The 21,671-nt window shown below is 63.8% G+C and carries 18 protein-coding genes; 13 read left to right on the top strand and 5 right to left on the bottom strand.

The annotated features are described in order from the left end of the window. Together H6955_01900 and leuA are read right to left on the bottom strand one after the other, a co-directional pair. The gene (locus H6955_01900; GenBank protein ID MCP5312280.1) at nucleotides 1-1,932 is read right to left on the bottom strand and encodes a methyl-accepting chemotaxis protein; all 1,932 of its coding nucleotides are present in this window, start codon (nucleotides 1,930-1,932) and stop codon (nucleotides 1-3) included. Between the two features lie 135 nt (nucleotides 1,933-2,067). Beyond that, nucleotides 2,068-3,735 (bottom strand): 2-isopropylmalate synthase, encoded by a 1,668-nt coding sequence (gene leuA / locus H6955_01895; protein ID MCP5312279.1) that lies wholly within the window; start codon nucleotides 3,733-3,735, stop codon nucleotides 2,068-2,070. Between the two features lie 281 nt (nucleotides 3,736-4,016). On the opposite strand from leuA, the gene H6955_01890 reads away from it, so the two are divergent. The 9 genes from H6955_01890 (at nucleotide 4,017) to H6955_01850 (ending at nucleotide 14,166) form a co-directional block, all read left to right on the top strand. Beyond that, nucleotides 4,017-4,481: an Lrp/AsnC family transcriptional regulator gene (locus H6955_01890; GenBank protein ID MCP5312278.1), complete on the top strand. Its 465-nt coding sequence runs from the start codon at nucleotides 4,017-4,019 to the stop codon at nucleotides 4,479-4,481. Between the two features lie 49 nt (nucleotides 4,482-4,530). After that, entirely contained in the window at nucleotides 4,531-5,025 is a 495-nt protein-coding gene (gene soxX, locus H6955_01885) for a sulfur oxidation c-type cytochrome SoxX (GenBank protein ID MCP5312277.1), read from the top strand. After that, nucleotides 5,022-5,783, top strand: a complete 762-nt coding sequence (gene soxA, locus H6955_01880; protein MCP5312276.1) for a sulfur oxidation c-type cytochrome SoxA — start codon at nucleotides 5,022-5,024, stop codon at nucleotides 5,781-5,783. Before soxX ends, soxA begins: the two co-directional genes overlap by 4 nt. 215 nt (nucleotides 5,784-5,998) lie before the next feature. Further along, nucleotides 5,999-8,566 carry a DNA gyrase subunit A gene (gyrA, locus tag H6955_01875; protein ID MCP5312275.1) on the top strand — a complete coding sequence of 856 codons (2,568 nt, stop codon included), beginning with the start codon at nucleotides 5,999-6,001 and terminating at the stop codon, nucleotides 8,564-8,566. 86 nt (nucleotides 8,567-8,652) lie between these two features. Further along, nucleotides 8,653-9,738, top strand: coding sequence for a 3-phosphoserine/phosphohydroxythreonine transaminase (gene serC / locus H6955_01870; GenBank protein MCP5312274.1), 1,086 nt, complete (start codon nucleotides 8,653-8,655; stop codon nucleotides 9,736-9,738). Nucleotides 9,739-9,847: 109 nt separating this feature from the next. Then, on the top strand, nucleotides 9,848-11,023 hold the full coding sequence (locus tag H6955_01865) for a phosphoglycerate dehydrogenase (GenBank protein ID MCP5312273.1): 1,176 nt from the start codon (nucleotides 9,848-9,850) through the stop codon (nucleotides 11,021-11,023). 62 nt (nucleotides 11,024-11,085) lie between these two features. After that, nucleotides 11,086-12,171 carry a prephenate dehydratase gene (pheA, locus tag H6955_01860; GenBank protein MCP5312272.1) on the top strand — a complete coding sequence of 362 codons (1,086 nt, stop codon included), beginning with the start codon at nucleotides 11,086-11,088 and terminating at the stop codon, nucleotides 12,169-12,171. 25 nt (nucleotides 12,172-12,196) lie between these two features. Next, nucleotides 12,197-13,294, top strand: a complete 1,098-nt coding sequence (locus H6955_01855; protein MCP5312271.1) for a histidinol-phosphate transaminase — start codon at nucleotides 12,197-12,199, stop codon at nucleotides 13,292-13,294. Between the two features lie 8 nt (nucleotides 13,295-13,302). After that, nucleotides 13,303-14,166, top strand: a complete 864-nt coding sequence (locus H6955_01850; protein MCP5312270.1) for a prephenate dehydrogenase/arogenate dehydrogenase family protein — start codon at nucleotides 13,303-13,305, stop codon at nucleotides 14,164-14,166. Between the two features lie 7 nt (nucleotides 14,167-14,173). On the opposite strand, the gene H6955_01845 is transcribed toward H6955_01850, so the two are convergent. Beyond that, the gene (locus H6955_01845) at nucleotides 14,174-14,839 is read right to left on the bottom strand and encodes a phosphatase PAP2 family protein (GenBank protein MCP5312269.1); all 666 of its coding nucleotides are present in this window, start codon (nucleotides 14,837-14,839) and stop codon (nucleotides 14,174-14,176) included. Nucleotides 14,840-15,126: 287 nt separating this feature from the next. Then, entirely contained in the window at nucleotides 15,127-15,681 is a 555-nt protein-coding gene (locus tag H6955_01840) for a hypothetical protein (protein ID MCP5312268.1), read from the bottom strand. 768 nt (nucleotides 15,682-16,449) lie between these two features. On the opposite strand from H6955_01840, the gene H6955_01835 reads away from it, so the two are divergent. Beyond that, entirely contained in the window at nucleotides 16,450-17,310 is an 861-nt protein-coding gene (locus H6955_01835; GenBank protein ID MCP5312267.1) for a choice-of-anchor N protein, read from the top strand. Nucleotides 17,311-17,616: 306 nt separating this feature from the next. Here H6955_01835 and H6955_01830 read toward each other — a convergent pair whose 3' ends face one another. Further along, nucleotides 17,617-17,958 (bottom strand): hypothetical protein, encoded by a 342-nt coding sequence (locus H6955_01830; protein MCP5312266.1) that lies wholly within the window; start codon nucleotides 17,956-17,958, stop codon nucleotides 17,617-17,619. Nucleotides 17,959-18,190: 232 nt separating this feature from the next. On the opposite strand from H6955_01830, the gene H6955_01825 reads away from it, so the two are divergent. The 3 genes from H6955_01825 to H6955_01815 are packed head-to-tail and all read left to right on the top strand — an operon-like array spanning nucleotide 18,191 to nucleotide 21,628. Continuing rightward, nucleotides 18,191-19,105, top strand: a complete 915-nt coding sequence (locus H6955_01825; GenBank protein ID MCP5312265.1) for a flippase-like domain-containing protein — start codon at nucleotides 18,191-18,193, stop codon at nucleotides 19,103-19,105. A gap of 31 nt (nucleotides 19,106-19,136) precedes the next feature. Beyond that, the gene (locus tag H6955_01820) at nucleotides 19,137-20,126 is read left to right on the top strand and encodes a glycosyltransferase family 2 protein (GenBank protein ID MCP5312264.1); all 990 of its coding nucleotides are present in this window, start codon (nucleotides 19,137-19,139) and stop codon (nucleotides 20,124-20,126) included. Nucleotides 20,127-20,173: 47 nt separating this feature from the next. After that, complete coding sequence (locus tag H6955_01815; protein ID MCP5312263.1) at nucleotides 20,174-21,628, top strand: glycosyltransferase family 39 protein; 1,455 nt, start codon at nucleotides 20,174-20,176, stop codon at nucleotides 21,626-21,628. The last annotated feature ends 43 nt before the right edge of the window (nucleotides 21,629-21,671 follow it).

Below are 21,671 nucleotides of genomic sequence, written 5' to 3'. Positions count from 1 at the left end.
TTACACCGCGGCCTGTCCGTCGCGCATCTTGAATCGGCCGACGACGGCGACCAGTCTGTCGGCGCTCTGCGAGAGTTCTTGCGCGGCCGCCGAGGTGTGCTGTACCGCCGTCGCGTTCTCCTCGCCCATGTGGTTGATATTGGTGACGTTGCGGTTGATGTCTTCGGCCACGTGACTCTGTTCCTCGGCGGCGGTCGCGATCTGGATCGACATCTGGGTGATGGTATTGACCGACGCGGAGATCTGGCTCAGCAGCTCGTTCACCCGGGCGGCGCGCCCCACGGTGTCGTCGGCACGCTCCCTGCTGCGGTCCATCACGGACACCGTCTGTTGGACGCTCGATTGCAGGCCCTCGACCATCTCCTGGATCTCCGTGGTCGACTCCTGGGTGCGCCGCGCCAGTTGACGTACCTCGTCGGCGACAACGGCGAATCCGCGGCCCTGTTCGCCGGCACGCGCCGCTTCGATCGCGGCGTTGAGTGCCAGCAGGTTGGTCTGTTCCGCGATCCCTCGGATCACCTCCAGCACCTTGCCGATGCGTTCGCTCTCGCCGTGCACGCGCTGCACCGTTTCTGATGCCGAGCGGATGTCGTCGGCGAGTGAATGGATCGCGCGCGATGCGTCGTCGACCGCCGCATTGCCGTTGTTCACCGTCGACAGGGTCGTCTCGGCGGTCGATGCGACTTCGGCGGTCCGTCCCGCGACCTCCTGTACCGTCGCGGACATCTCGGTCATCGCGGTTGCGATCTGTGCCGTCTCGGCCTGTTGCTGGCTCATGCGGCCGCTGGTGTGCGTGGCGGTCTGAACCAGTTCATTGGCGACGCGATCCACCTGGCGGCTCGCCTGGCTGACCTCGCGCACCAGACCGCGAATCGTCTCGACGAAACCATTGAACCCGACCGCCAGATTGGCGATCTCGTCTTTGCCCTGGGTGTCGAGACCGACGTCGAGATTGCCATCACCCGTGGAGATCTCCTCCATCATGCCGGTCGCTTGCTGGATGGGCCTGGCGACGTTCCTGCCGATGAGCCAGGCGGCCAGGCCGAACAACAGCAGGCCGACCAGGCCGCTCAACAACGATGTCAGCTGGATGGACGCCAGCTGTTGCGCGAAAAACGAGCGGTCCTTGGCGACCAGCAATACGCCGATCACCTCGCCGGAGAAGTCGCGTACGACATCGGCATAGGCGCCATAGGGGACGTCATCGAGTACCGCTGTGCCGCGCGCCGGTTGCCCGGCAAGCACCTGGGCGAGATGTGCGGCGTCGATCGGTAGGTCGCCGGTGAAGGTCGAGGCGAAGGGCTCGAGCGTGCCCTGGCGATTGAGCTGCAGTGCCAGTTTCACGCCGTGTGCGGCGGTGTACTCGTCGAAAAACGCCTGGCCGAACGACATCCCCATCTCGACCGTGCCCAGATGCCGGTCGCCGGACCGGATCGGCACCACGCCGCGTACCCCAAGGCCGGCGACGCCGATCTCCAGGCCGCGAATCGGTGACGACCTGGTGTTCGATTCGACCACGGTCTTACGGAAACCGGACAGGTCATCGCCGAACTTTTCCGGTTTGTGGACGCGCAGAAACGAGGTCGCCGGAGGCAGGTGGAACTGGAACTGCCGGACCTGGTGATCCGCTTTCAGTTGCTTGAAGCCCGGCACGAACATGTCGGCAAGGCGCTGGCGGTCCTGTGTGAGCATCGCCTGCTGGACATCGGGAATACCGGCGATCGCGGCGCTCAACGACTGCGCCTCGCGGCCGAGTGAATCGATCTCGGCCGTGACGCTGGAAAACGCGGCACGCAGCTCGCGCTGTTCGGAGGCCTCGAATCCGCCGGTGACGTGCTGATAGACGATCGACGACACGACCAGGCCGACGATCAGGCCGCCGACGGTGATACTGCCGAGCAAACGCGGGACGATCGGGATATTGCGCAGCATTGTGGTTCACCTTCCTGTCTGGTGAACCACCTTGTCGGCATCGTCGACACAAGCTTGACCCGCAGCGGCGCCCGGGGTGCTAAATAAGGACATACCCTAGGCGCCATGGTCGTGCAGGGCGACCATGGCGCCGACTCACGCCGCCGCGCGCGTCGGGTCCGCCCGGTTGAGCGCGGCCAGCACGGCACGCATCGAGGCGCTGACCGTGTCGCGATCGAACGCCGCACCGGCCGAACGCTGGCCATCGATGCTCAACTGCACATAGGCCACGGCGTCGGCCGAGGTGCCGCTGCCCAGCGCGTGCTCGCTGTAGTCGACCACGTTGATCCGGTTGCCATAGGTCGTACTCCAGGCGTTCACCAATGCCTCGATCGCACCTTCGCCAGCGCCGGTGATCGACTGCAGGCGCCCGCCGCGTTCTATCTGCGCCTCGATCACGTCGGTGCCCTCTCGGCGGTCGAGGCGGTAAGCCGCCAGGCCGATCGGGTGCGTGTCGTCGGCGAAGTGCTGCATGAACAGCGCATGGATGCGCGCACTGTCGACCTCGCCACTGCTCCGTTCACTCTCCCGCTGCACGATCTGCGCGAGTTCGACCTGCAGCCAGCGCGGCAGCACCATCCCATAATCACGTTCCAGGACGAACGCCACGCCACCTTTGCCGGACTGACTGTTGACGCGGATGATCGCCTGGTAGTCCCGGCCCAGGTCGCGCGGGTCGATCGGCAGGTAGGCGACCTGCCAGGGCTCGTCGGCCTGCTGACGCTGCAGACACTTGCGGATGGCGTCCTGGTGGCTTCCCGAGAAAGCCGTGTAGACCAGCTCGCCGACCCAGGGGTGACGGGGATGGACGGGCAGCCCCGTGCACTGGGTGTAGACCTGGATGATCTCGTCCGGATTGGACAGGTCCAGTCGCGGATCGACACCCTGGCTGTACAGGTTCATCGCCAGCGTGACGATGTCCATGTTCCCGGTGCGTTCGCCATTGCCCAGCAGGGTGCCCTCGACGCGGTCGGCGCCGGCCAGCAGGCCCAGCTCCGCCGCGGCCACCGCGGTCCCGCGATCGTTGTGCGTGTGCAACGAGATCAGCAGCGCATCGCGTCGTGCGACATGGCGGCAGAAATACTCGACCTGGTCGGCGAACAGATTGGGGGTGCTGCTCTCGACCGTGGCCGGCAGATTGATGATGCAGGGACGATCCGGGGTCGGCTGCCACACCTCGGTCACCGCGTCGCAGACCTCGACGGCATAGTCCCATTCGGTGTTGCTGAAGCTCTCCGGCGAGTACTGGAACACCCATTCGGTGTCCGGGTGGTGTGCGGCCTCGTCGCGCAGCATGCGCGCCCCGGCGACCGCGATCGCCTTGATCCCGTCTCGATCGCGTCCGAAAACGCGTTCGCGCTGTACGGTCGAGGTCGAGTTGTACACGTGCACGATGGCGCGGCGCACGCCGCGCAGCGCCTCGAAGGTCCGCTTGATCAACGTCTCGCGCGCCTGTACCAGCACCTGCACGGTCACGTCGTCCGGGATCTGGTCGTGGTCGATCAACCAGCGCACGAAGTCGTAGTCGGGTTGGCTGGCAGACGGAAAGCCGACCTCGATCTGCTTGACGCCGATATCGACCAGCAGCTTCCAGAGGCGTTGCTTCTGCGTAACGTTCATCGGGTCGAGCAGCGCCTGGTTGCCGTCGCGCAGGTCGACACTTGCCCAGATCGGGGCCTGGTCGATAGACCGCTCCGGCCATTGCCGGTTGTGCATCGGCATGCGTTGTGCGGGTCGGTATTTGCGGTGATCGAAATGGCTCACGTCGGTTCTCCGGTGCGTCGCTGTTGGGTGGCCGTGCCTCCCCGATGCGGGGAGGGGCGGGCCGTCTCTCCATGACCTTTTGGGTCGCGGTGGTCGCGCGGTGCCTCGTGGGCCGGTGCGCGGGATTGCCAACTTTTGGTCGACGGAGAAAGGATACGTCCTGCGCAGCGATTTTTGATTGCGAAAATGCCTTTTAAAAGCCAAAAATACACAATACAAATTTACATAAGTTCTAAAAAGTGGTTAATTATTGTCATGTAGACCGGTGGGAGAGCAATCCGATGCAGATCGATCGATTCGACCGGCGCATCCTCGAGGTGCTGCAACAGGAAGGGCGCATCAGCAACCTCGAACTGGCTGAGCGTATCGGGCTGTCGCCGTCGCCGTGCCTGCGGCGGGTGCGGGCACTCGAAGAGACGGGGTTGATCACCGGTTACCGTGCCATGCTGGATCCCGGCAGGCTGGGTCTCAGTCTCACCGCGCTGATCTTCATATCGATGGATAGGCATACGCCCGAACGGTTCGCGAATTTCGAGGAACGGGTCGGCGCGCTCCCGGAGGTCATGGAATGCCTGTTGATCACCGGTCAGGACGCCGATTACCAGCTGAAGGTGACCGTACGCGACATGGAGGCCTATCAGGCGCTGCTGCTGAACAAGATCACGCGGATCGAGGGCGTCAGCGGCGTGCATTCGAGCTTCGTGATGCGCCGCGTCGTGGACAAGACCGCGTTGCCCATTCCATGAATGACCTCGGTCAAGGTGCCAAGACGACCTTGCGTCTAGCATTCGACGGATGCCGAACACCAATCGCAGTCGCATGAAGAGTGCAGCGGGCATGCACTGGCTTACCGGCATCTGCCTGCTGGCACTCTCGGGGTGTGGTGTCGCGCAGGATGCCGTCGACGCCGCGTATTGCGCCTGGGAGGTTCGCGACTACGCGATCCAGGCGCCCCTGTGCGGCCTGGTCGGCGATCCCGAACGCGGGCGGGCACTGGCCGCCGACAGCCACGCGGGGAATTGCCTGGCCTGCCATCAGATGCCGATCGATGAAGAACCCTTCCACGGGACCCTGGGCCCGCCGCTGCACGGTGTCGGGGCGCGCTACAGCGCGGCGCAGATCCGCCTGCGCGTGGTCGACGAACAACAGATCAACCCGATGACGATCATGCCCGGTTTTTACAGTGACCCACGTTCGGCAAATCGCGTCGCCGGCGAGTATTGGGGTAAGACGTTTCTGACCGCGCAGCAGGTGGAGGACCTGGTCGCCTATCTGGTGTCGCTGCAATGAGGCGGTGGATTCTGTACGGCCTGGTGTGGGTGGCGGGCACGTGCGCTGCCCAGGCCGAGCCCGTGAGCGGCTATGCGTTTCTCGACGAGAGCACCCGTGCGATGCAGGATGACGACTTCGAGAACCCGGGGTTGATGGCGGTCGATCGCGGCTCGGAGCTGTTCCATGAACACCGTGAAGACGAAGTGAATGCCTGCGCGGATTGTCACGGTGACGACGGCGCTGATTTCGACGTCGGGCAGATCGCGCGTTATCCGGTATTCGACCCGAACCTGGGCGGCCTGGTGACGCTGCAACGGCGGATCAATCATTGCTGGGAGATCAACCTCGACCGGTTCCCGTTGATCCCGGGTGATGCGAACCTGATCGCGTTGGAGACGTTCGTGCGCAGTCGCGCCAAGGGCGAACCGGTGAACGTACAGACCGATGGCCCGATGGTGCCGCTGCTGGCCAAGGGCGAGCAGCTGTACAACACCCGTTTCGGGCAGCTCAATATGGCGTGTCAGCATTGTCACGTTCAACATCAGGGACAGATGCTGCGTGGCCAGCCCCTCAGCCAGGGGCAGGCAAACGGCTTCCCCGAGTACCGTCTCGGGTCCGGGCGGATCACCAGTCTTCAACAGCGCCTCAGCGAGTGTTTCGTATCGTTCCGGGCCGAGCCGTTTGAAGCGGGGTCGGAGGAATTCGATCTGCTGGAACTGTACGTGACCGCGCGCGGCAATGGCCTGCCGATCGAGACACCTGCGGTGCGCTTCTGATTTGCGCTCCGCCAATCAAAAAAAACGACATTTAAGCCTGGCAGGGCGCCGCTCTCGCGCCTTGTAAGGCGATTTGCGGCCTTTTCCGTCTATCTCGCACCCCCGGGGTATGGTAGGATTTCGGGCCTGAACAGCCCGATAATCACGCGCCGGCGCGGTGATGCACCCCGCGCCACGCAAAAATTCCGACGGGCCGCCGACCTGGAAAACCACCGATGACCGAGTTCGCGAAGGAAATCCTCCCCGTCAATCTCGAAGACGAGATGCAGCAGTCCTACCTGGACTACGCGATGAGCGTCATCGTCGGGCGGGCCCTGCCGGATGTGCGCGATGGCCTGAAGCCGGTCCACCGTCGGGTGCTGTTCGCGATGGGCGAACTCGGCAACGACTGGAACAAGCCATACAAGAAGTCGGCACGCGTGGTCGGCGACGTGATCGGTAAGTACCACCCGCACGGCGATACGGCGGTGTACGACACCATCGTGCGCATGGCGCAGCCTTTTTCCCTGCGTTACATGCTGGTCGACGGTCAGGGCAACTTCGGTTCAGTCGACGGCGATGCGCCGGCCGCGATGCGTTACACCGAAGTGCGCATGTCGAAGATCGCGCACGAACTGCTCGCGGACATCGACAAAGAGACCGTCGACTTCACGCCGAACTACGACGAATCGGAGCAGGAACCGCAAGTCCTGCCTGCCAAGTTCCCGAACCTGTTGGTCAACGGGTCGTCGGGCATCGCGGTCGGCATGGCGACCAACATCCCGCCGCACAACCTGACCGAGGTGATCAATGCCTGCGTTCGGTTGATCGAGGAGCCGACGGTCGGGATCGAGGACCTGATGGAGATCGTGCCGGGTCCGGATTTCCCGACCGCCGCGATCATCAACGGGGTCCGCGGTGTGCGCGAGGCGTACCGCACCGGGCGTGGCAAGGTGTACATCCGCGCGCGTACCACGATCGAGGACATGGACAGCGGCCGCCAGCGCATCGTCGTGAGCGAGCTGCCTTACCAGGTCAACAAGGCGCGCCTGCTGGAGAAGATCGCCGAGCTGGTCAAGGAAAAGAAGCTGGAAGGTATCAGCGAGCTGCGCGATGAGTCCGACAAGGATGGCATGCGCATGGTGATCGAACTGCGGCGTGGTGAGGTCCCGGAGGTGGTGCTGAACAATCTGTATCAGCAGACCCAGATGCAGAACGTGTTCGGCATCAATATGGTTGCGCTGGTAGACGGCCAGCCGCGAACGCTGAACCTCAAGCAACTGCTCGAATATTTCCTGCGTCACCGCCGCGAGGTGGTCACGCGGCGCACCCTGTTCGAACTGCGCAAGGCACGGGAGCGCGCCCACATCCTCGAAGGTCTGGCGGTCGCACTCGCGAACATCGACGAGGTGATCGCGCTGATCAAGGCCGCACCGAGTCCGGCCGAGGCGAAGCGCGCCCTGGTCGAGCGCGCCTGGCAGTCGGGCACGGTCGACGCGATGCTGGCGCGCAGCGGCGCGGATGCCTCGCGTCCGGAGGACCTGGCGCCCGGGTTCGGCCTGACCGCCGAGGGTTACCGTCTGACGGAGACCCAGGCGCAGGCGATCCTCGATCTGCGCCTGCAGAAGCTGACCGGGCTTGAGCAGGATAAAATTATCAATGAATTCCAGGAGATACTGGATAAAATTGCAGATTTGCTTGAAATCCTCTCGAGCGCCGACAGGTTGATGCAGGTGATCAAGGACGAGTTGGTCGATGTGCGCGAGCAGTTCGGCGACCAGCGCCGTAGCGAGATCGTGCTCAACCAGATGGACCTGACCCTCGAAGACCTGATCACCGAAGAGGACGTGGTCGTGACGCTGTCGCACCAGGGTTACGCCAAGGCGCAGCCGGTCACCGACTACCGCGCGCAGCGCCGCGGCGGGCGCGGCAAGACCGCGACCACGACCAAGGACGAGGACTTCATCGACAAACTGTTCGTCGCCAACACGCACGACACCATCCTGTGCTTTTCGAGTCGCGGCAAATGCTACTGGCTCAAGGTCTACGAACTGCCGCAGGCCGGACGCACGGCGCGCGGTCGGCCGATGGTCAACCTGCTGCCTCTGGAGCAGGGCGAACGCATCAATGCGGTGTTGCCGGTGCGTGAATACGCGCAGGACCGGTTCGTGTTCATGGCGACCGCCTCGGGTACGGTCAAGAAGACACCGTTGGTGGATTTCTCCAGACCGCGTTCGAGCGGCATCATCGCGGTCGATCTCCGCGAGGACGATCAGCTGATCGGCGTCGACATCACCGATGGCAGCCAGAGCATCATGTTGTTCAACTCGGCCGGCAAGGCGATTCGCTTCAAGGAGTCGGACGTGCGCGCCATGGGACGTACGGCATGCGGCGTGCGCGGGATCAGGCTCGGCAAGGATCAACGGGTGATCTCGCTGATCATCGGCGACGACGGCGACGTGATGACGGTGACCGCGAACGGTTATGGCAAGCGCACGCCGGTCGAACAGTTCCCGGTCAAGGGGCGTGGCGGCATGGGTGTGATCTCGATCAAGACCTCGGACCGCAACGGCGAGCAGGTGGGCGCGGTGCGCGTCACCGAGGATGACGAGATCATGCTCATCACCGACCGGGGCACCCTGGTGCGCACCCGTGTTGCCGACGTCTCGCAGATGGGCCGCGATACCCAGGGCGTGACGATGATCCGCCTGTCCAAGGACGAGAAGCTGATCGGCATCGAACGCATCGAGGCGCTGGACGCCGAAGACGACGAATACGACGCGCCAGAGGTCGACGACGATTGATGGCCGTTTCTGCGCGGCGCGGTCCCGGTGACCGGCGCTGCGCATCCCATCTTGCGAAGCATCATTCAACCTGACCGGAAATCACTATGTCCCGTGTTTACAATTTCAGCGCCGGTCCCGCGGCGCTTCCCGAAGAAGTCCTGGCACAGGCCCGAGACGAGCTGCTCGACTGGCACGGTTCGGGTATGTCGGTGATGGAGATGAGCCATCGCGGCAAGGAGTTCATGTCCATCGCCGCCGAGGCCGAGGCCGATCTGCGCGAGTTGATGGCAGTGCCGTCGAACTACAAGGTGCTGTTCCTGCAGGGTGGTGCGTCCAGCCAGTTCGCGATGATCCCGATGAACCTGATCGGCAGGACGGGCAAGGCGGACTACTTCCGCACCGGGTCCTGGTCGAAAAAGGCGATCGCCGAGGCGAAACGCTACGGGACCATCAACGTCACGGTGAACAGCGAGGTCGACGGCAAGTTCACGGGTGTGCCGGCCGCCGACGGTTTCAGCGTATCGGCCGACGCCGCGTACCTGCACTACACGCCGAACGAGACGATCGAGGGCGTCGAATTCCCTTACGTGCCCGAGACCGGCGATGTGCCGCTGGTCGCCGACATGTCGTCGACCATCCTCTCGCGACCGATCGATGTGTCGCGCTTCGGCCTCATCTACGCCGGTGCGCAGAAGAACATCGGCCCCGCCGGTCTGGTGCTGGTGATCATTCGCGAGGACCTGATCGGCAAGCCGCTGGACGGCGTACCGACCATGTTCGATTACGCGATCCATGCGGACAACGGGTCGATGTACAACACGCCGCCGACGTTCGGCTGGTACCTCGCCGGCCTGGTGTTCCGTTGGCTGAAGGACCTCGGTGGCCTGGAGGGTATGGCGGTCGTCAACCAGCGCAAGGCAGAGCTGCTGTACGACGCGATCGATGCCTCCGATTTCTACGCCAACCCGGTCGATCCGGAATGCCGCTCCTGGATGAACGTGCCGTTCACCCTGGCCGATCCATCGCTGGATGAGGCGTTTCTCAAGGGTGCGAGCGCGGCCGGCCTGAAGACACTCAAGGGACACCGTTCGGTCGGTGGCATGCGCGCCAGCATCTACAACGCGATGCCGGAGGCGGGTGTGCAGGCCCTGGTCGACTTCATGGCGGAGTTCGAACGCACGCGCGCTTGAACCAGGTCAACCCGGCACGCGGACCCGCGCGTTAGGCTGCTGCGTCCGGGACCGGCGTGTCGCGTGCGGTCGTGGTGCGCAAGGCAGTGAAATATTCCAAGGCGAACCGATGTACAAGATCCAGACACTGAACAATATCTCCGTGGTCGGCCTAGACCGCTTCCCGCGCGATCGCTATGAAATCGCGTCCGAACTCTCGACCCCCGACGCGATCCTGGTGCGCTCGGCGAAAATGCACGATATGACGCTGCCGCCGTCGGTCAAGGCGATCGGGCGGGCCGGCGCCGGGGTCAACAACATCCCGGTCGATCAGATGACCAAGATCGGTGTGCCGGTATTCAACGCGCCGGGCGCGAATGCCAATGCCGTCAAGGAGCTGGTCGTAGCAGGGATGTTGATGGCCGCGCGCAACATCGGCCAGGCGTGGCGCTTCGCCGCTGCGCTGACCGGCGACGACGCGACGATCAACAAAGAGGTCGAAGCCGGTAAGAAGCGCTTCGTCGGCTTCGAGTTGCCGGGTCGCACGCTCGGCGTGATCGGTCTTGGTGCGATCGGCGTCAAGGTCGCCAATGCCGCGCGCGCCCTGGGGATGAAGGTGATCGGTTACGATCCGACGATCACCGTGCGTGCCGCTTGGGCACTGGATTCGGACGTCAAGCAGGCACTGTCGGTCGATGACCTCGTCGCCCAGGCGGATTTCATCACCTTCCATGTCCCGCTGACCGATGCCACGCGGCATATGATCAACGCGGAGCGGCTCAAGCTGATGAAGAAGTCGTCGGTGCTCCTGAACTTCGCGCGCAACGGGATCATCGACGACGAGGCCGCGGTGCAGGCGCTCGAAAGTGGCCACCTGTACGCCTATGTCTGCGATTTTCCGAGCAACCTGCTGAAGAACCATCCACGTGTGATCACCTTGCCGCATCTGGGCGCATCCACCGCCGAGGCGGAAGAGAACTGTGCGCTGATGGTTGCCGACCAGGTGCGTGACTGGCTGGAGAACGGCAACGTCACGAACTCGGTCAATTTCCCGGAGATCAACCTGCCACGTACCGAGGACGGTCATCGGATCGCCGTGGTCAACAGCAACGTGCCAAACATGCTGGGCCAGATATCCACCGATCTCGCCGAAGCGGGCCTGAATATCATCGACATGCTGAACAAGTCGCGCGGCGAGATCGCGGTGACGCTGATCGACGTCGATGGGCCGCCGTCGCAAGGCGCGATGGACCGCATCACCGCGATCGACGGTGTGCTGTCGGTACGTTGCCTGGGCTGTGATTGAGGATTGCGGGTGACACGGCTGAGCGCTACACAATTCCCCGCTTGGCCCACTAGAATCCGCTCATGAGCGAACAACAGCAACTCGCCGAGATCCGTGACCGTATCGACGAGATCGACCGGCAGATCCAGGAACTGCTGAACGCGCGTGCGGAGGCCGCCAAGGCTGTCGCGCAGATCAAGCAGGCGGCGGATGGTTCGGCCGTGTTCTACCGTCCCGAGCGGGAGGCGCAGGTGTTGCGGGCCATCAAGGAACGCAATGCCGGGCCGCTCGGCGACGAATCCATGGCGCGCCTGTTTCGCGAGATCATGTCCGAGTGCCTGGCACTCGAGCTGCCGTTGCGCATAGCGTTTCTCGGCCCCGAGGGCACCTTCACCCAGGCCGCGGCACTGAAACATTTCGGCCACGCCGTGACCACGGTGCCGATGACGGCCATCTCGGACGTCTTTCAGGAGGTCGAGAGCGGCGGTTGTCACTATGGCGTGGTACCGGTCGAGAATTCGAGCGAGGGGGTGATCAGTCACACCCACGACATGTTCATCAACTCGCCGTTGCGGATCTGCGGCGAGGTAACGCTGCGCATCCACCAGAACCTGATGGGCACGGACCCCGATCTCAGCACACTCAAGGTGGTGTATTCGCACCAGCAGTCGCTGGCGCAGTGCCGCGCCTGGCTGGATCGACACCTGCCGCATGTCGAACGTGTCGCGGTCGGTTCGAATGCGGAGGCGGCGCGGCGCGCGGCCGACACACCGCGCACCGCAGCGATCGCTGGCGTAACGGCCGCCGAGCTCTACGGGCTGCAGGTGCTGGCGCCGAACATCGAGGACGACCCCGGTAACACGACACGCTTCCTGGTCATCGGCCAGCAGGTGGTGCCGGCATCAGGCGACGACAAGACCAGCCTGCTGCTGTCGACGCGCAACGAGTCCGGTGGTCTGTACCGATTGCTGGCCCCGCTGGCGGAGCATGGCATCAGCATGACCCGGATCGAATCCCGGCCGTCGCGGCGGGGTAACTGGGATTACGTATTCTTCGTCGACATCAGCGGGCATCGCGACGACGACAAGGTCGCGAAGGCGCTGCTGGCGTTGCGCCAGCAGGCCGGAATGTACAAGGAACTCGGCTCTTATCCCAAGGCCGTACTCTGACTATCGCCACTTCCGCCGTGCCGTCATGAGCAACCGATTCATCGATCAAGCCGCCCCCGGTCTCGCCGCGTTACGCCCGTATGTGCCCGGCAAGCCACTGTCGGAGCTCGAGCGCGAGCTCGGTATCACCGGTTCCATCAAGCTCGCGTCGAACGAGAATCCGCTCGGGCCGAGCCCCCGCGTGCGTGCGGCGATCGAGGCGCAGATCGACGAGCTTACGCGCTATCCGGACGGCGCCGCCTATGCCCTGCGTGCCGCGCTCGCGGCGCATCACCGGGTGGACGCGGCGTGCGTCACGGTCGGCAACGGCTCCAACGACGTGCTGGACATGGTCGCGCGTGCCTTCCTCTGGGCGGGCCGTGAGAGCCTGTTCTCGCAATACGCGTTTGCGGTCTACCCGATCAGCAGCATGGCGGCGGGCGCGACGCTGAAGATCGCGCCGGCGCGCGACTACGGGCACGATCTGGATGCGATGCGAGCGCTGCTGGGAGACGCCACCGGCGTGATCTGGATCGCCAATCCGAACAATCCGACCGGCACCCTGCTTGGCGCCGAAGCGCTCCGTGCGTTCATCGCCGCCGTTCCCGAGCATGTGATCGTCGTCGTCGACGAGGCCTATTTCGAATACGTGCATGCCGAGGACTACCCGGATACCAGCCGTTGGTTGGGTGATTTCCCCAATCTGGTCGTGACCCGTACCTTCTCCAAGGCCTACGGACTGGCGGCGCTGCGGGTCGGCTACGGCCTCTCGCATCCGGATGTCGCGGACCTGCTCAACCGGGTGCGTCAGCCGTTCAATGTCGACAGCTTCGCCCAGGCCGGCGCACTGGCGGCGCTCGCCGACCGGGACTACCTCCGGCGATCCGTTGAGCTCAACACCCGTGGGATGCAGCAGCTGGCCACGGGGGTGACCGCACTCGGCCTCGGATACATTCCGTCGTCGGGCAACTTTCTGACCATCGATCTGGGGCGCGAGGCGGCGCCGGTCGATCAGGCACTGTTGCGCCTTGGTGTGGTCACCCGACCGATCGCGAACTACGGCCTGCCCAATCACCTGCGCGTCAGCGTCGGCCTCGAGGACGAGAACGCGCGCTTTCTGCGCGCACTGGAGCAGGTCCTTTGAGCGGTCGCATCGGTACGCTCGCGGTGATCGGTGTCGGCCTGATCGGTGGATCGTTCGCGCGTGCGCTGCGCGAAGCGGATCGCGTCGAAGTGGTCGTGGGTTGTGGTCGCGGCCGGGAGAACCTCGAAGAGGCGGTACGTCTGGGTGTCGTCGATCGCTACACCCACGACATCGGTGAGGCGGTAAGTGATGCGGACCTGGTATTCCTCGCGGTTCCGCTCGGCGCCATGCGCGATGCGTTCGGCGCGATGCGTGCAACTTTGCCGTCGACTGCGTTAGTTACCGATGGCGGCAGCGCGAAGGCGAGTGTCGTTGCCGACTGCCGCGCCGCGGCACCCGAGCTGCTCGGTCGTTTTGTGCCCGGCCACCCGATCGCGGGGACGGAAAAGAACGGCGTGGCGGCCTCGTTTGCGGAACTGTATCGGAATCGGCGGGTGATTCTGACGCCGCTCGAGGAAAATGAACCGCACGCGGTCGCCCGGGTACGTGAGATGTGGGAAGCGTGCGGTGCCGAAGTGACCGAGATGTCGGTACAGCACCACGACGAGGTGCTCGCGGCCACCAGCCATCTGCCACACATGCTGGCGTTTGGCCTGGTCGACATGCTTGCGCGCATGAAGGAGAACGACGAGATCTTCCGTTACGCCGCCGGCGGTTTCCGCGACTTCACGCGCATCGCATCGAGCAATCCGGTGATGTGGCGGGACATCTGTATCGCGAATCGCGATGCACTGGGCCCGATGCTCGCCGCGTTCGCGAACGAGATGACCGAGCTCGCGAAGGACATATCGGAGGCGGATGGCGAGCGCCTGCTGGAGATCTTCGAGCGCGCCAAGGCGGCCCGCGACCGTTACGTCGACGGGTTCAAGTGAGCGTGCATCAATCGCCGCCCTCCGGCGACCAGTGGCCGAGGATCAGCCGCGCGCACAACACGGCGGTCACCAGCACGGCGCCATAGCTGAACACGATGTCGCTGAGGAAATGCGCGCCCTGGGCGATGCGCCCCAGGCCCACCAGCGCGCCGATCAGACCGCCGTACAGCAGCCAGCGACGATCTCGCAGCGCCCACGCGAACGCCAGGAAAAAGAAGCCCATCGCGGCATGTCCGCTGACAAACGAGCAGTTGCGTTCGCATTGATCGCTAATGACGAACGCTGGCGAAAATTGCCGATCGCCGTTGAACTGCTCGACTTGCGCAGGTCGTGCGCGGCCGGAATGGTTCTTGAACACCTCGTTTACCAGGAGTCCCGGGCCCAGCAACAACACGACCAGAAGATATACGATCGCGCGGCGCACCGGCCTTTCCGACCGGCCGCCCCAGCGCCAGCTGGCGAACCACAGCCACAACAGTATCGGGATCAGCCAGTAGGGGAGGTCGCGGAACACCGCGTAACTGAACTGCACCGGCGGCAGGTCCTTCAGGAAGAACCCGTCGGCGGCGTCGTAGAACAGGCCGCTGAACCGCAGGTCGATCTGCGGTACGAGAAAAAACAGCAGCGCCAAAGCGGGGAGCAGCAGAAGCGGAATCTGCAGGGCGTCTGGCAGCGGGCCGGCGCCGGAAGATGGCCGAGAACTCAAGAGTATTTTCCTGGAAAAGCGCCTAGTCTAACAAACGGCGCCTGCACGCTCCGTTCGCAGGCGTCGTCGCGTTTGCGATCCGCGCTGCTCCACGCCTGACAAGCAGGTGCCGAAGCGAAGCCGGGCGCCCCGGGACTGTGCCCCCTGTCTCCTGCCAGGGCGTTTCATCGGCGACCGCATCCGGACCCCTCAGCCGCCTCGGGTGCACGGACCTCCCGCCGCCTCTGGCGGGCGGTCCGCATGCCGGGGTCCCTTTACGGTGCCGGGTTCGGCACGAGCCGCCCGACGATCGTGGCCTGCAGTATCGCGCGTTCCCCGTCCAGTCCCGTGCCGCGGGTAAACAGCAACCGTGGCGGTCCGTCACTGTAGGCAGTGAGGTTGCGCTGCAGGAACTGGGACGTGCCACTGCCCAGTCCCGTGACGACCATGGGCGGCAAAGGCCCGAGATTGTGCGCAATCGCCTCGCCGTCCAGCTGGGTTTCCAGCATCAGGTAGCCCTGCTGCTCGTCCCGGCTGTCGATCGTGAGGGTCAGATACTCGACGACCAGCAGACTGTCCGGTGCCGGAGCGAGAAATGAGACGTTGCCGCCGGCGTCACCTGCCGGGATCACCAGTATCTGGCGGTCTTGATAGGGGATGCCGACCATCCCCATCGCCTGCACCGGTACCGGCGACACTTCCGAATTCACGACCGTAACCGGTACGGCACGCTCTGCTGCGACGGCGCCGATCTGACTCATCAGACCGACGATCAAGGCTGCGACCAAGGATAGGAACCCACTGGTTCGCGTAATGTCGATCCTGTTCATGGCATGTGTACCTCCCCGCTTCGTGGCTGTTTCCACCGCTTGAGGTAACACGTGAAGCCGGCGGAAAGCTTGCGCCACACTTCTATCCAAAATATACGCGAAGACACGTCGTCAACGCGTTGATCTGCCGCAGGGAGATCGCCGATTGCGTTGCCCGATACCACATGCCTCCCGGTGGTACAGCGCCTTTCGGTCGCGGCTCAGGAAGCACCGACCGCCCTCGGACCTCCGGTTCAGCGCCGTCAGACCTTTCGGCATCCGCGCTGTGGCCACCGGTTCGATGCGCGCGTATGGCCAGAGCGTGGGCTCCGACCAACATTGCCCAATGCGAGGGTGCTGCCGATGATCACCGCGGTGGCTTCGGTGGAATAGGGGGGGCGACCGGCCGAAAAAGTGGTTGGTACTGATGGAAGAGGCGCCGGCGCCCTGGATCCTGTGGCTGATCGCGTCTGCGGCGTAGGTGGCGTCCGAGACGCCATCCCAGCACGGCATACCTTGCCGGCAATCCCAGTGGTGTCACCTGACGGCTTGGTTTCCTCTCGCGGGTGTCAGGATTTTTTCCACATCTCCGAATTTCGATCCCAATTGGCGGCAGCGAGCGGCGCGCAGTTGGGAAATTCGCTCGATGTTTCAGCATATTAGTGGTGCCGCATATAGATGTCGTACGAGAAATGCCTGTGCCGAGTCGAGACGGGTTGAGATACGTCGCCGCAGTTGGCGCGGTGCCAGTAGGTCGTGGTCATCCCGCAACACAACAAGTAGTGCCGAATGTTTCTTGGAGCTTCAAGAAAAATGAAAAATCAAAGTTTTCTGGTTTCCCCGATGCGCTGGACCCGGTTGACCGGCGCAGCCATTTGGATGACCGCCTTCGTTTTTGCGCAAGGTGCACTGGCGGTTCCGGTTCTTCAGGTCGGTGTGTCGGATGGGTCGGGCGGTTATGTCGATTATCAAGCGACCCTGACGAACCCGACCGAAACCGACACGGCGGTCGTCAGTGGTGACTCGCTGTCCGTTTTGTTTGCCGGCGTCTACGGCCCCAATACGCTGAATCTGGGTGGCCAGTATGGGTCCTATGGTGACTACGGCGACGTCAGGAAGGGACAGGTCTACCCGTATGCACCTTTCAACGGACATGGGGCCGTCGCGGTGCTGTCGATACCTGACGGCACGCTGGCCGACGCGGCGGGCTTGAAACTGAGTGGTATCTCGCCATTCCTGACGACTACCACGCTGAGCGGCCTGTTTCCCAATAACCATGATCCGCTGAAAGATGACGTCTCGGACTATCTGTTTTTCGACATCGGGACTTTCGCGAAAAACAGCGGCGCAGTACCGGATTTCGCCGATGAGACAGGGGCGGCAGATGGCGAGATCAAGTCGTTCCTGCTGTCCGGTTTCGAGTCGCTCGCGTGGATCCATTTCGACGTCGTGGCGCTGGAGACGACCTCTACCGGTCAGAACATCGCGACCTCGTTCAACCCACCGTCACATGACGTGACGTTCAAGCCCTCGGAGCCCGGCGATCCCACCAACCCGCCGGCGGAAATTCCGACCCCGGCCCCGTTGGCACTGCTGGGGATCAGCGGGCTGATTGCAGCGTTGCGCATGCGTCGCCGGCGTAACGCCTGATCGAGTTTCTCAACCGGTGTTGGCGAAAACCCCGCGCAGCGGGGTTTTCTTTGTCGAATCTCTGCGCATCGGTGGGCTTCGCGGGGGCGGTGGGCCGACTGCTTCGGCGGCTGTGTGCCGGGTGGCGCCCAGGGTCCCGCGCGCTTCGCACGTCGGCGGCGTTTTCGATACGCCCGGAGAGGCACGGCCTGTCTGGTGTCATCGGGCGACCGGGCTGATCTCGTACCGCCGCGCGGAGACCCTCTCGCCGGTCTGCCGCATTCGCGTTACCGATGTCACTCGCCGTGACCCAGGTTGCCGGTGAGGCTAGCCGTTTAGCAAGCTGGCGACGGCATCACCGCTGGCAGGGTCGATGCTGAACTGCAGTTCGCAGTATTCGGGGTGAGGATCGATCGGAGAAGGGTCGTCGGCACAGCATGACCCGCCGTCCATGCCGCTGTAGAACAGTCCGACCCGTACAACAATCACGCCGTCGCTCTCGTCGACGGCATTGATCATCGCCTGCAGATCTGAATCGAGTGCGCGGTGCCCGGAGCACAATGCCTGCTGCAGCGGGAGTTCGGCGATGCCGAGATGCTCGATCTCGGCTTTGAGCACCTCCCGGAACACGGGTGTCCCCCAGGCCGCGACCGCCTTCGTCAGACGCATGGCATTTGTTCTCCGGCGTCTCCCGCCCTCTCTGCAGCGGTCGAGCGGGTGACACATCGATTGCGATTCTGAATGCCGCCGCAGTATGGATCTGCCGGCGGTACGGCGACAACCCCCAACCGTGAGCTGCCGCTGGCGCCGGCCCTTGTATCTGAACCACAATGCGGGGCGTGAACCCTCGATCCCGAGTAACGACACAGCACCCGACGGTGCGCCGTCCGTTCGCCTGCCGATGACGCACAAGCGCGCGCTGAAATGGGCATTGGCCCTCGTAATGCTGGCGGGCCTGGTGTGGTGGGTGCAGGCAGAGGTGGGTTGGGTCGCATTGCTGCGACCCTGGAAGGCGTTTCCGCCTGAAGAACTGGCACTCCTTGTCCTGCTGACCGCGCTGAGCTACCTGACGCGTGCCATACGACTGTACGAACTCTACAGGTCGCGCCTGCGCGCGCCGTTTGCGGTCTTCCTGCGCATCAACGTACTGCACACGACGCTGTTGAACCTGTTGCCAATGCGTACCGGTGAGGTGGCCTTTCCGGTCATGATGAAGCGTCGGTTCGGCGAGGGTTACGTGAGCAGCGTCGCGAACCTGCTGTGGCTGAGGGTCGCCGACCTGTGGGTGTTGCTTTGGCTGGGTCTGGTGACCTTCGCATGGCGTGGTACGCCATGGCTCTGGTTGCCGGTAGCGATGGGTGCCGTCCTGCCGCTGGTCTTGCAGCCGCTGCGCCAGACTATCGTGCACGGGATCGAAGGCGAGGGACGCATGGTGCGCAGCCTGCGCATCCTGGTCGACGGCCTGCCGGCACGTTATACGGACTATCTGCGGTTGCTGTTGTGGACCCTCGCGACCTGGACGCTGAAGCTCGCCGCGTTCGTCAGCGTTGCCCGGTTCTTCATCGGTGGCGAACCGGGTCCCCTGGTGCCCGGTGTGATCGCCGCCGAGATCAGCAACGCGCTGCCGGTGCAGGGGGTCGCCGGGTTCGGCAGCTACGAGCTGGCGATGGTGCTCGGCGGTTCGATGGCGGCAGTGCCGCGCGAGGCGCTGCTGGCCGCCGCGGTCAATCTGCACTTGTTCATTCTCGCGTGCACCCTCGCATTCGGCGCCCTTGCGTGGCTGATTCCGGACCGGATCGCGGTCGATGAGCGATAATGCGATGCTTTGAAGCTGACCTGGAAGACCCGTGGCACCCTCCGATACGCTCTCCATCGTGATTCCGCTGTTCAACGAACAGGACAACGTCGACGCCCTGATCGGCCGTGTTCATCAGGGGCTTGCCGGCTGCACGCTGCGCTGGGAGCTGATCTGTGTCGATGACGGCAGCAGCGATGCCACCTGGGCGTCCCTCGCCGAGGCGGCGAAGCGTCACGGTGCGCATGTCAAGCCCTTGAGGCTGAGCCGAAACTACGGTCAGACGGCCGCAATGCAGGCCGGCATCGATGTCGCACGTGGCGAGCTGATCGCGACACTGGACGGCGATCTGCAGAACGACCCCGCCGATATCCCGCGCATGGTGAAGGAACTCCGGGATCGCGACCTGGATCTCCTGCAGGGCTGGCGAAAGTCGCGCAAGGATGCATTGATCATGCGCAAGCTGCCTTCGCGCATTGCGAACAAGCTGATCGCCCGGGTGACCGGGGTTGCGCTGCACGACTACGGTTGCAGCCTCAAGGTGTACCGTGCGGCGGTCATCAAGAAGATCCGGCTGTTCGGCGAGATGCATCGTTTCATCCCGGTCTGGGCGGCGACCGTGACCAGTCCTTCGCGGATCGGCGAGACCGAGGTCCACCACCAGGCACGTCAGGCCGGTAAGTCGAAATACGGTATCTCGCGCACCTTTCGTGTCCTGTTGGATCTGTTGGCGATGAGTTTCTTCCTGCGCTACAGGGCCAGACCGGGTCACTTCTTCGGCAGCATCGGCCTGGTGCTGGGCGCGCTGGGGACACTGATCATGAGCTACCTTGCAGTGATCAAGTTCGGTCTCGGCGAATCGATCGGCGAGCGTCCCTTGCTGCTGGTCGGGATACTCTGCCTGATCGCGTCGGCGCAGTTTCTGACCACGGGCGTGCTGGCCGAACTGCTGGCGCGCACCTTTTTCGAATCCAGTGGCAGACCGGCGTATTCGCTGGCCGATACGCAAGAGTTGACCGACGAATGGCACGTCGGTGGCTGACGCCGCGCGGGCGCGAGATGTCGGATAACCCGGGAGAAGGATTCGATGTGACCAGAGGCAGGCTGCTGCTGGTGGCTGTGGTCGGCGTCCTCGCGGTCTACCGGTTGCTGGTGATCTGGGGCACCGGACTGCCGTTGTTCTACGACCAGGCGTATTACTACTACTGGTCACTGCAGCCGGACTGGGGTTACTACTCTAAGCCACCCATGGTCGCGTGGGTGATACATCTCACGACGACACTTTGGGGTGCGTCCGAGAGCGCGATCAATGCCGGCGCCGTGATCCTGTATTCACTGACGGCGCTGGTCGTGTACGCGATCGGACGTGCGCTGTACGACGAACGCACCGCGGTGTGGTCAGGGATTGCGTTCGCCTGCATGCCGCTGGTCGGCTTCAACGCATTGTTCATCTCGACCGATGCGCCGCTGCTGTTTTTCTGGGCGCTCACTTTGTGGTTGTTCATCGGTGCGATCCGTACCGGCGGCTGGCATTGGTGGCTGGCGACGGGTGCCGCAGCGGGCCTGGGCATGCTCAGCAAGTACACCATGGGCGTGCTGGCGGTCGGCCTGCTGGGATACCTGCTGGTCGATCGCGCGCAACGGCACTGGCTCGCGGATCGCCGCCTGTGGGTGGGCATCATGGTCGCGGCATTGTTGCTGGCGCCCAACCTGTGGTGGAACGCCGAGCACGATTTCATCAGTTTCCGGCACACTGCCGAGATCTCCCAGCTCGACCGGCAACTGTTTCATCCGGCTCGACTGGCCGAGTTCCTGGGCGCGCAGTTTCTGGTGTTTGGTCCGGTATTCATGGGGTACTTCGTCTGGCTGGCCGGACGCCGTGAGGGTTATCGATCCGACGCCGATCGGTTGATGTTGTTCCCGGCGCTGGCGATGCTGGGCGTGATCAGTCTGCAGGCGTTGCTGAGCCGTGCATTCCCCAACTGGGCCGCGCCTGCCTTCGTCAGCGCCACGGTGTTTGTCACAGCCGCTTTGGTACGCCGCCAGCGAGTGCGCCTGTTCTTCGCGGCGATACTGATCAACCTGGCGTTACTGAGCGTGCTTTATCACTACCATTTCATCGCCCGAGGCCTGGGAATCGAGCTGGCGCGCCAACAGACGCCGTACTACCGTGTGCTGGGCTGGCGTGAACTCGGTGCGGCGGTTTCCAAGGCCATTGCGCCTTATCCTGAGGCGTGGTTGCTGAGCGACTCGCGGCGCTATCTGGCTTATCTGTCGTATTACACGGTGCCGCGCCGCATGCAGGTCGCCTGGTGGGGGCCGGATGGTGGCGTACCGAACAATCACTATGCGATGGCGGCGGACATCTCCCATGTGCCCGCGGACGAGTTCATCTTTGTCAGCGACGAACCGCTCGACGCAGCGGTACTGGGTGCATTTTCCCGGCACCTCTACCTCGGTGAGCGACAGGTGCAGCCACTGCGTGACCTATCGATCACCGTGCACCTCTATCACTTGCAGGGGTTCCGGGGGTACCCGCAATAGGCCGCGGGGATGTTGTTAACGCCATGTTTTTCCTGAAAAACCT

Source organism: Chromatiaceae bacterium (assembly GCA_024235395.1).
Taxonomy (GTDB): Bacteria; Pseudomonadota; Gammaproteobacteria; order Chromatiales; family Chromatiaceae; genus Thiosocius.
This window is presented reverse-complemented; position numbering and strand designations above follow the sequence as displayed.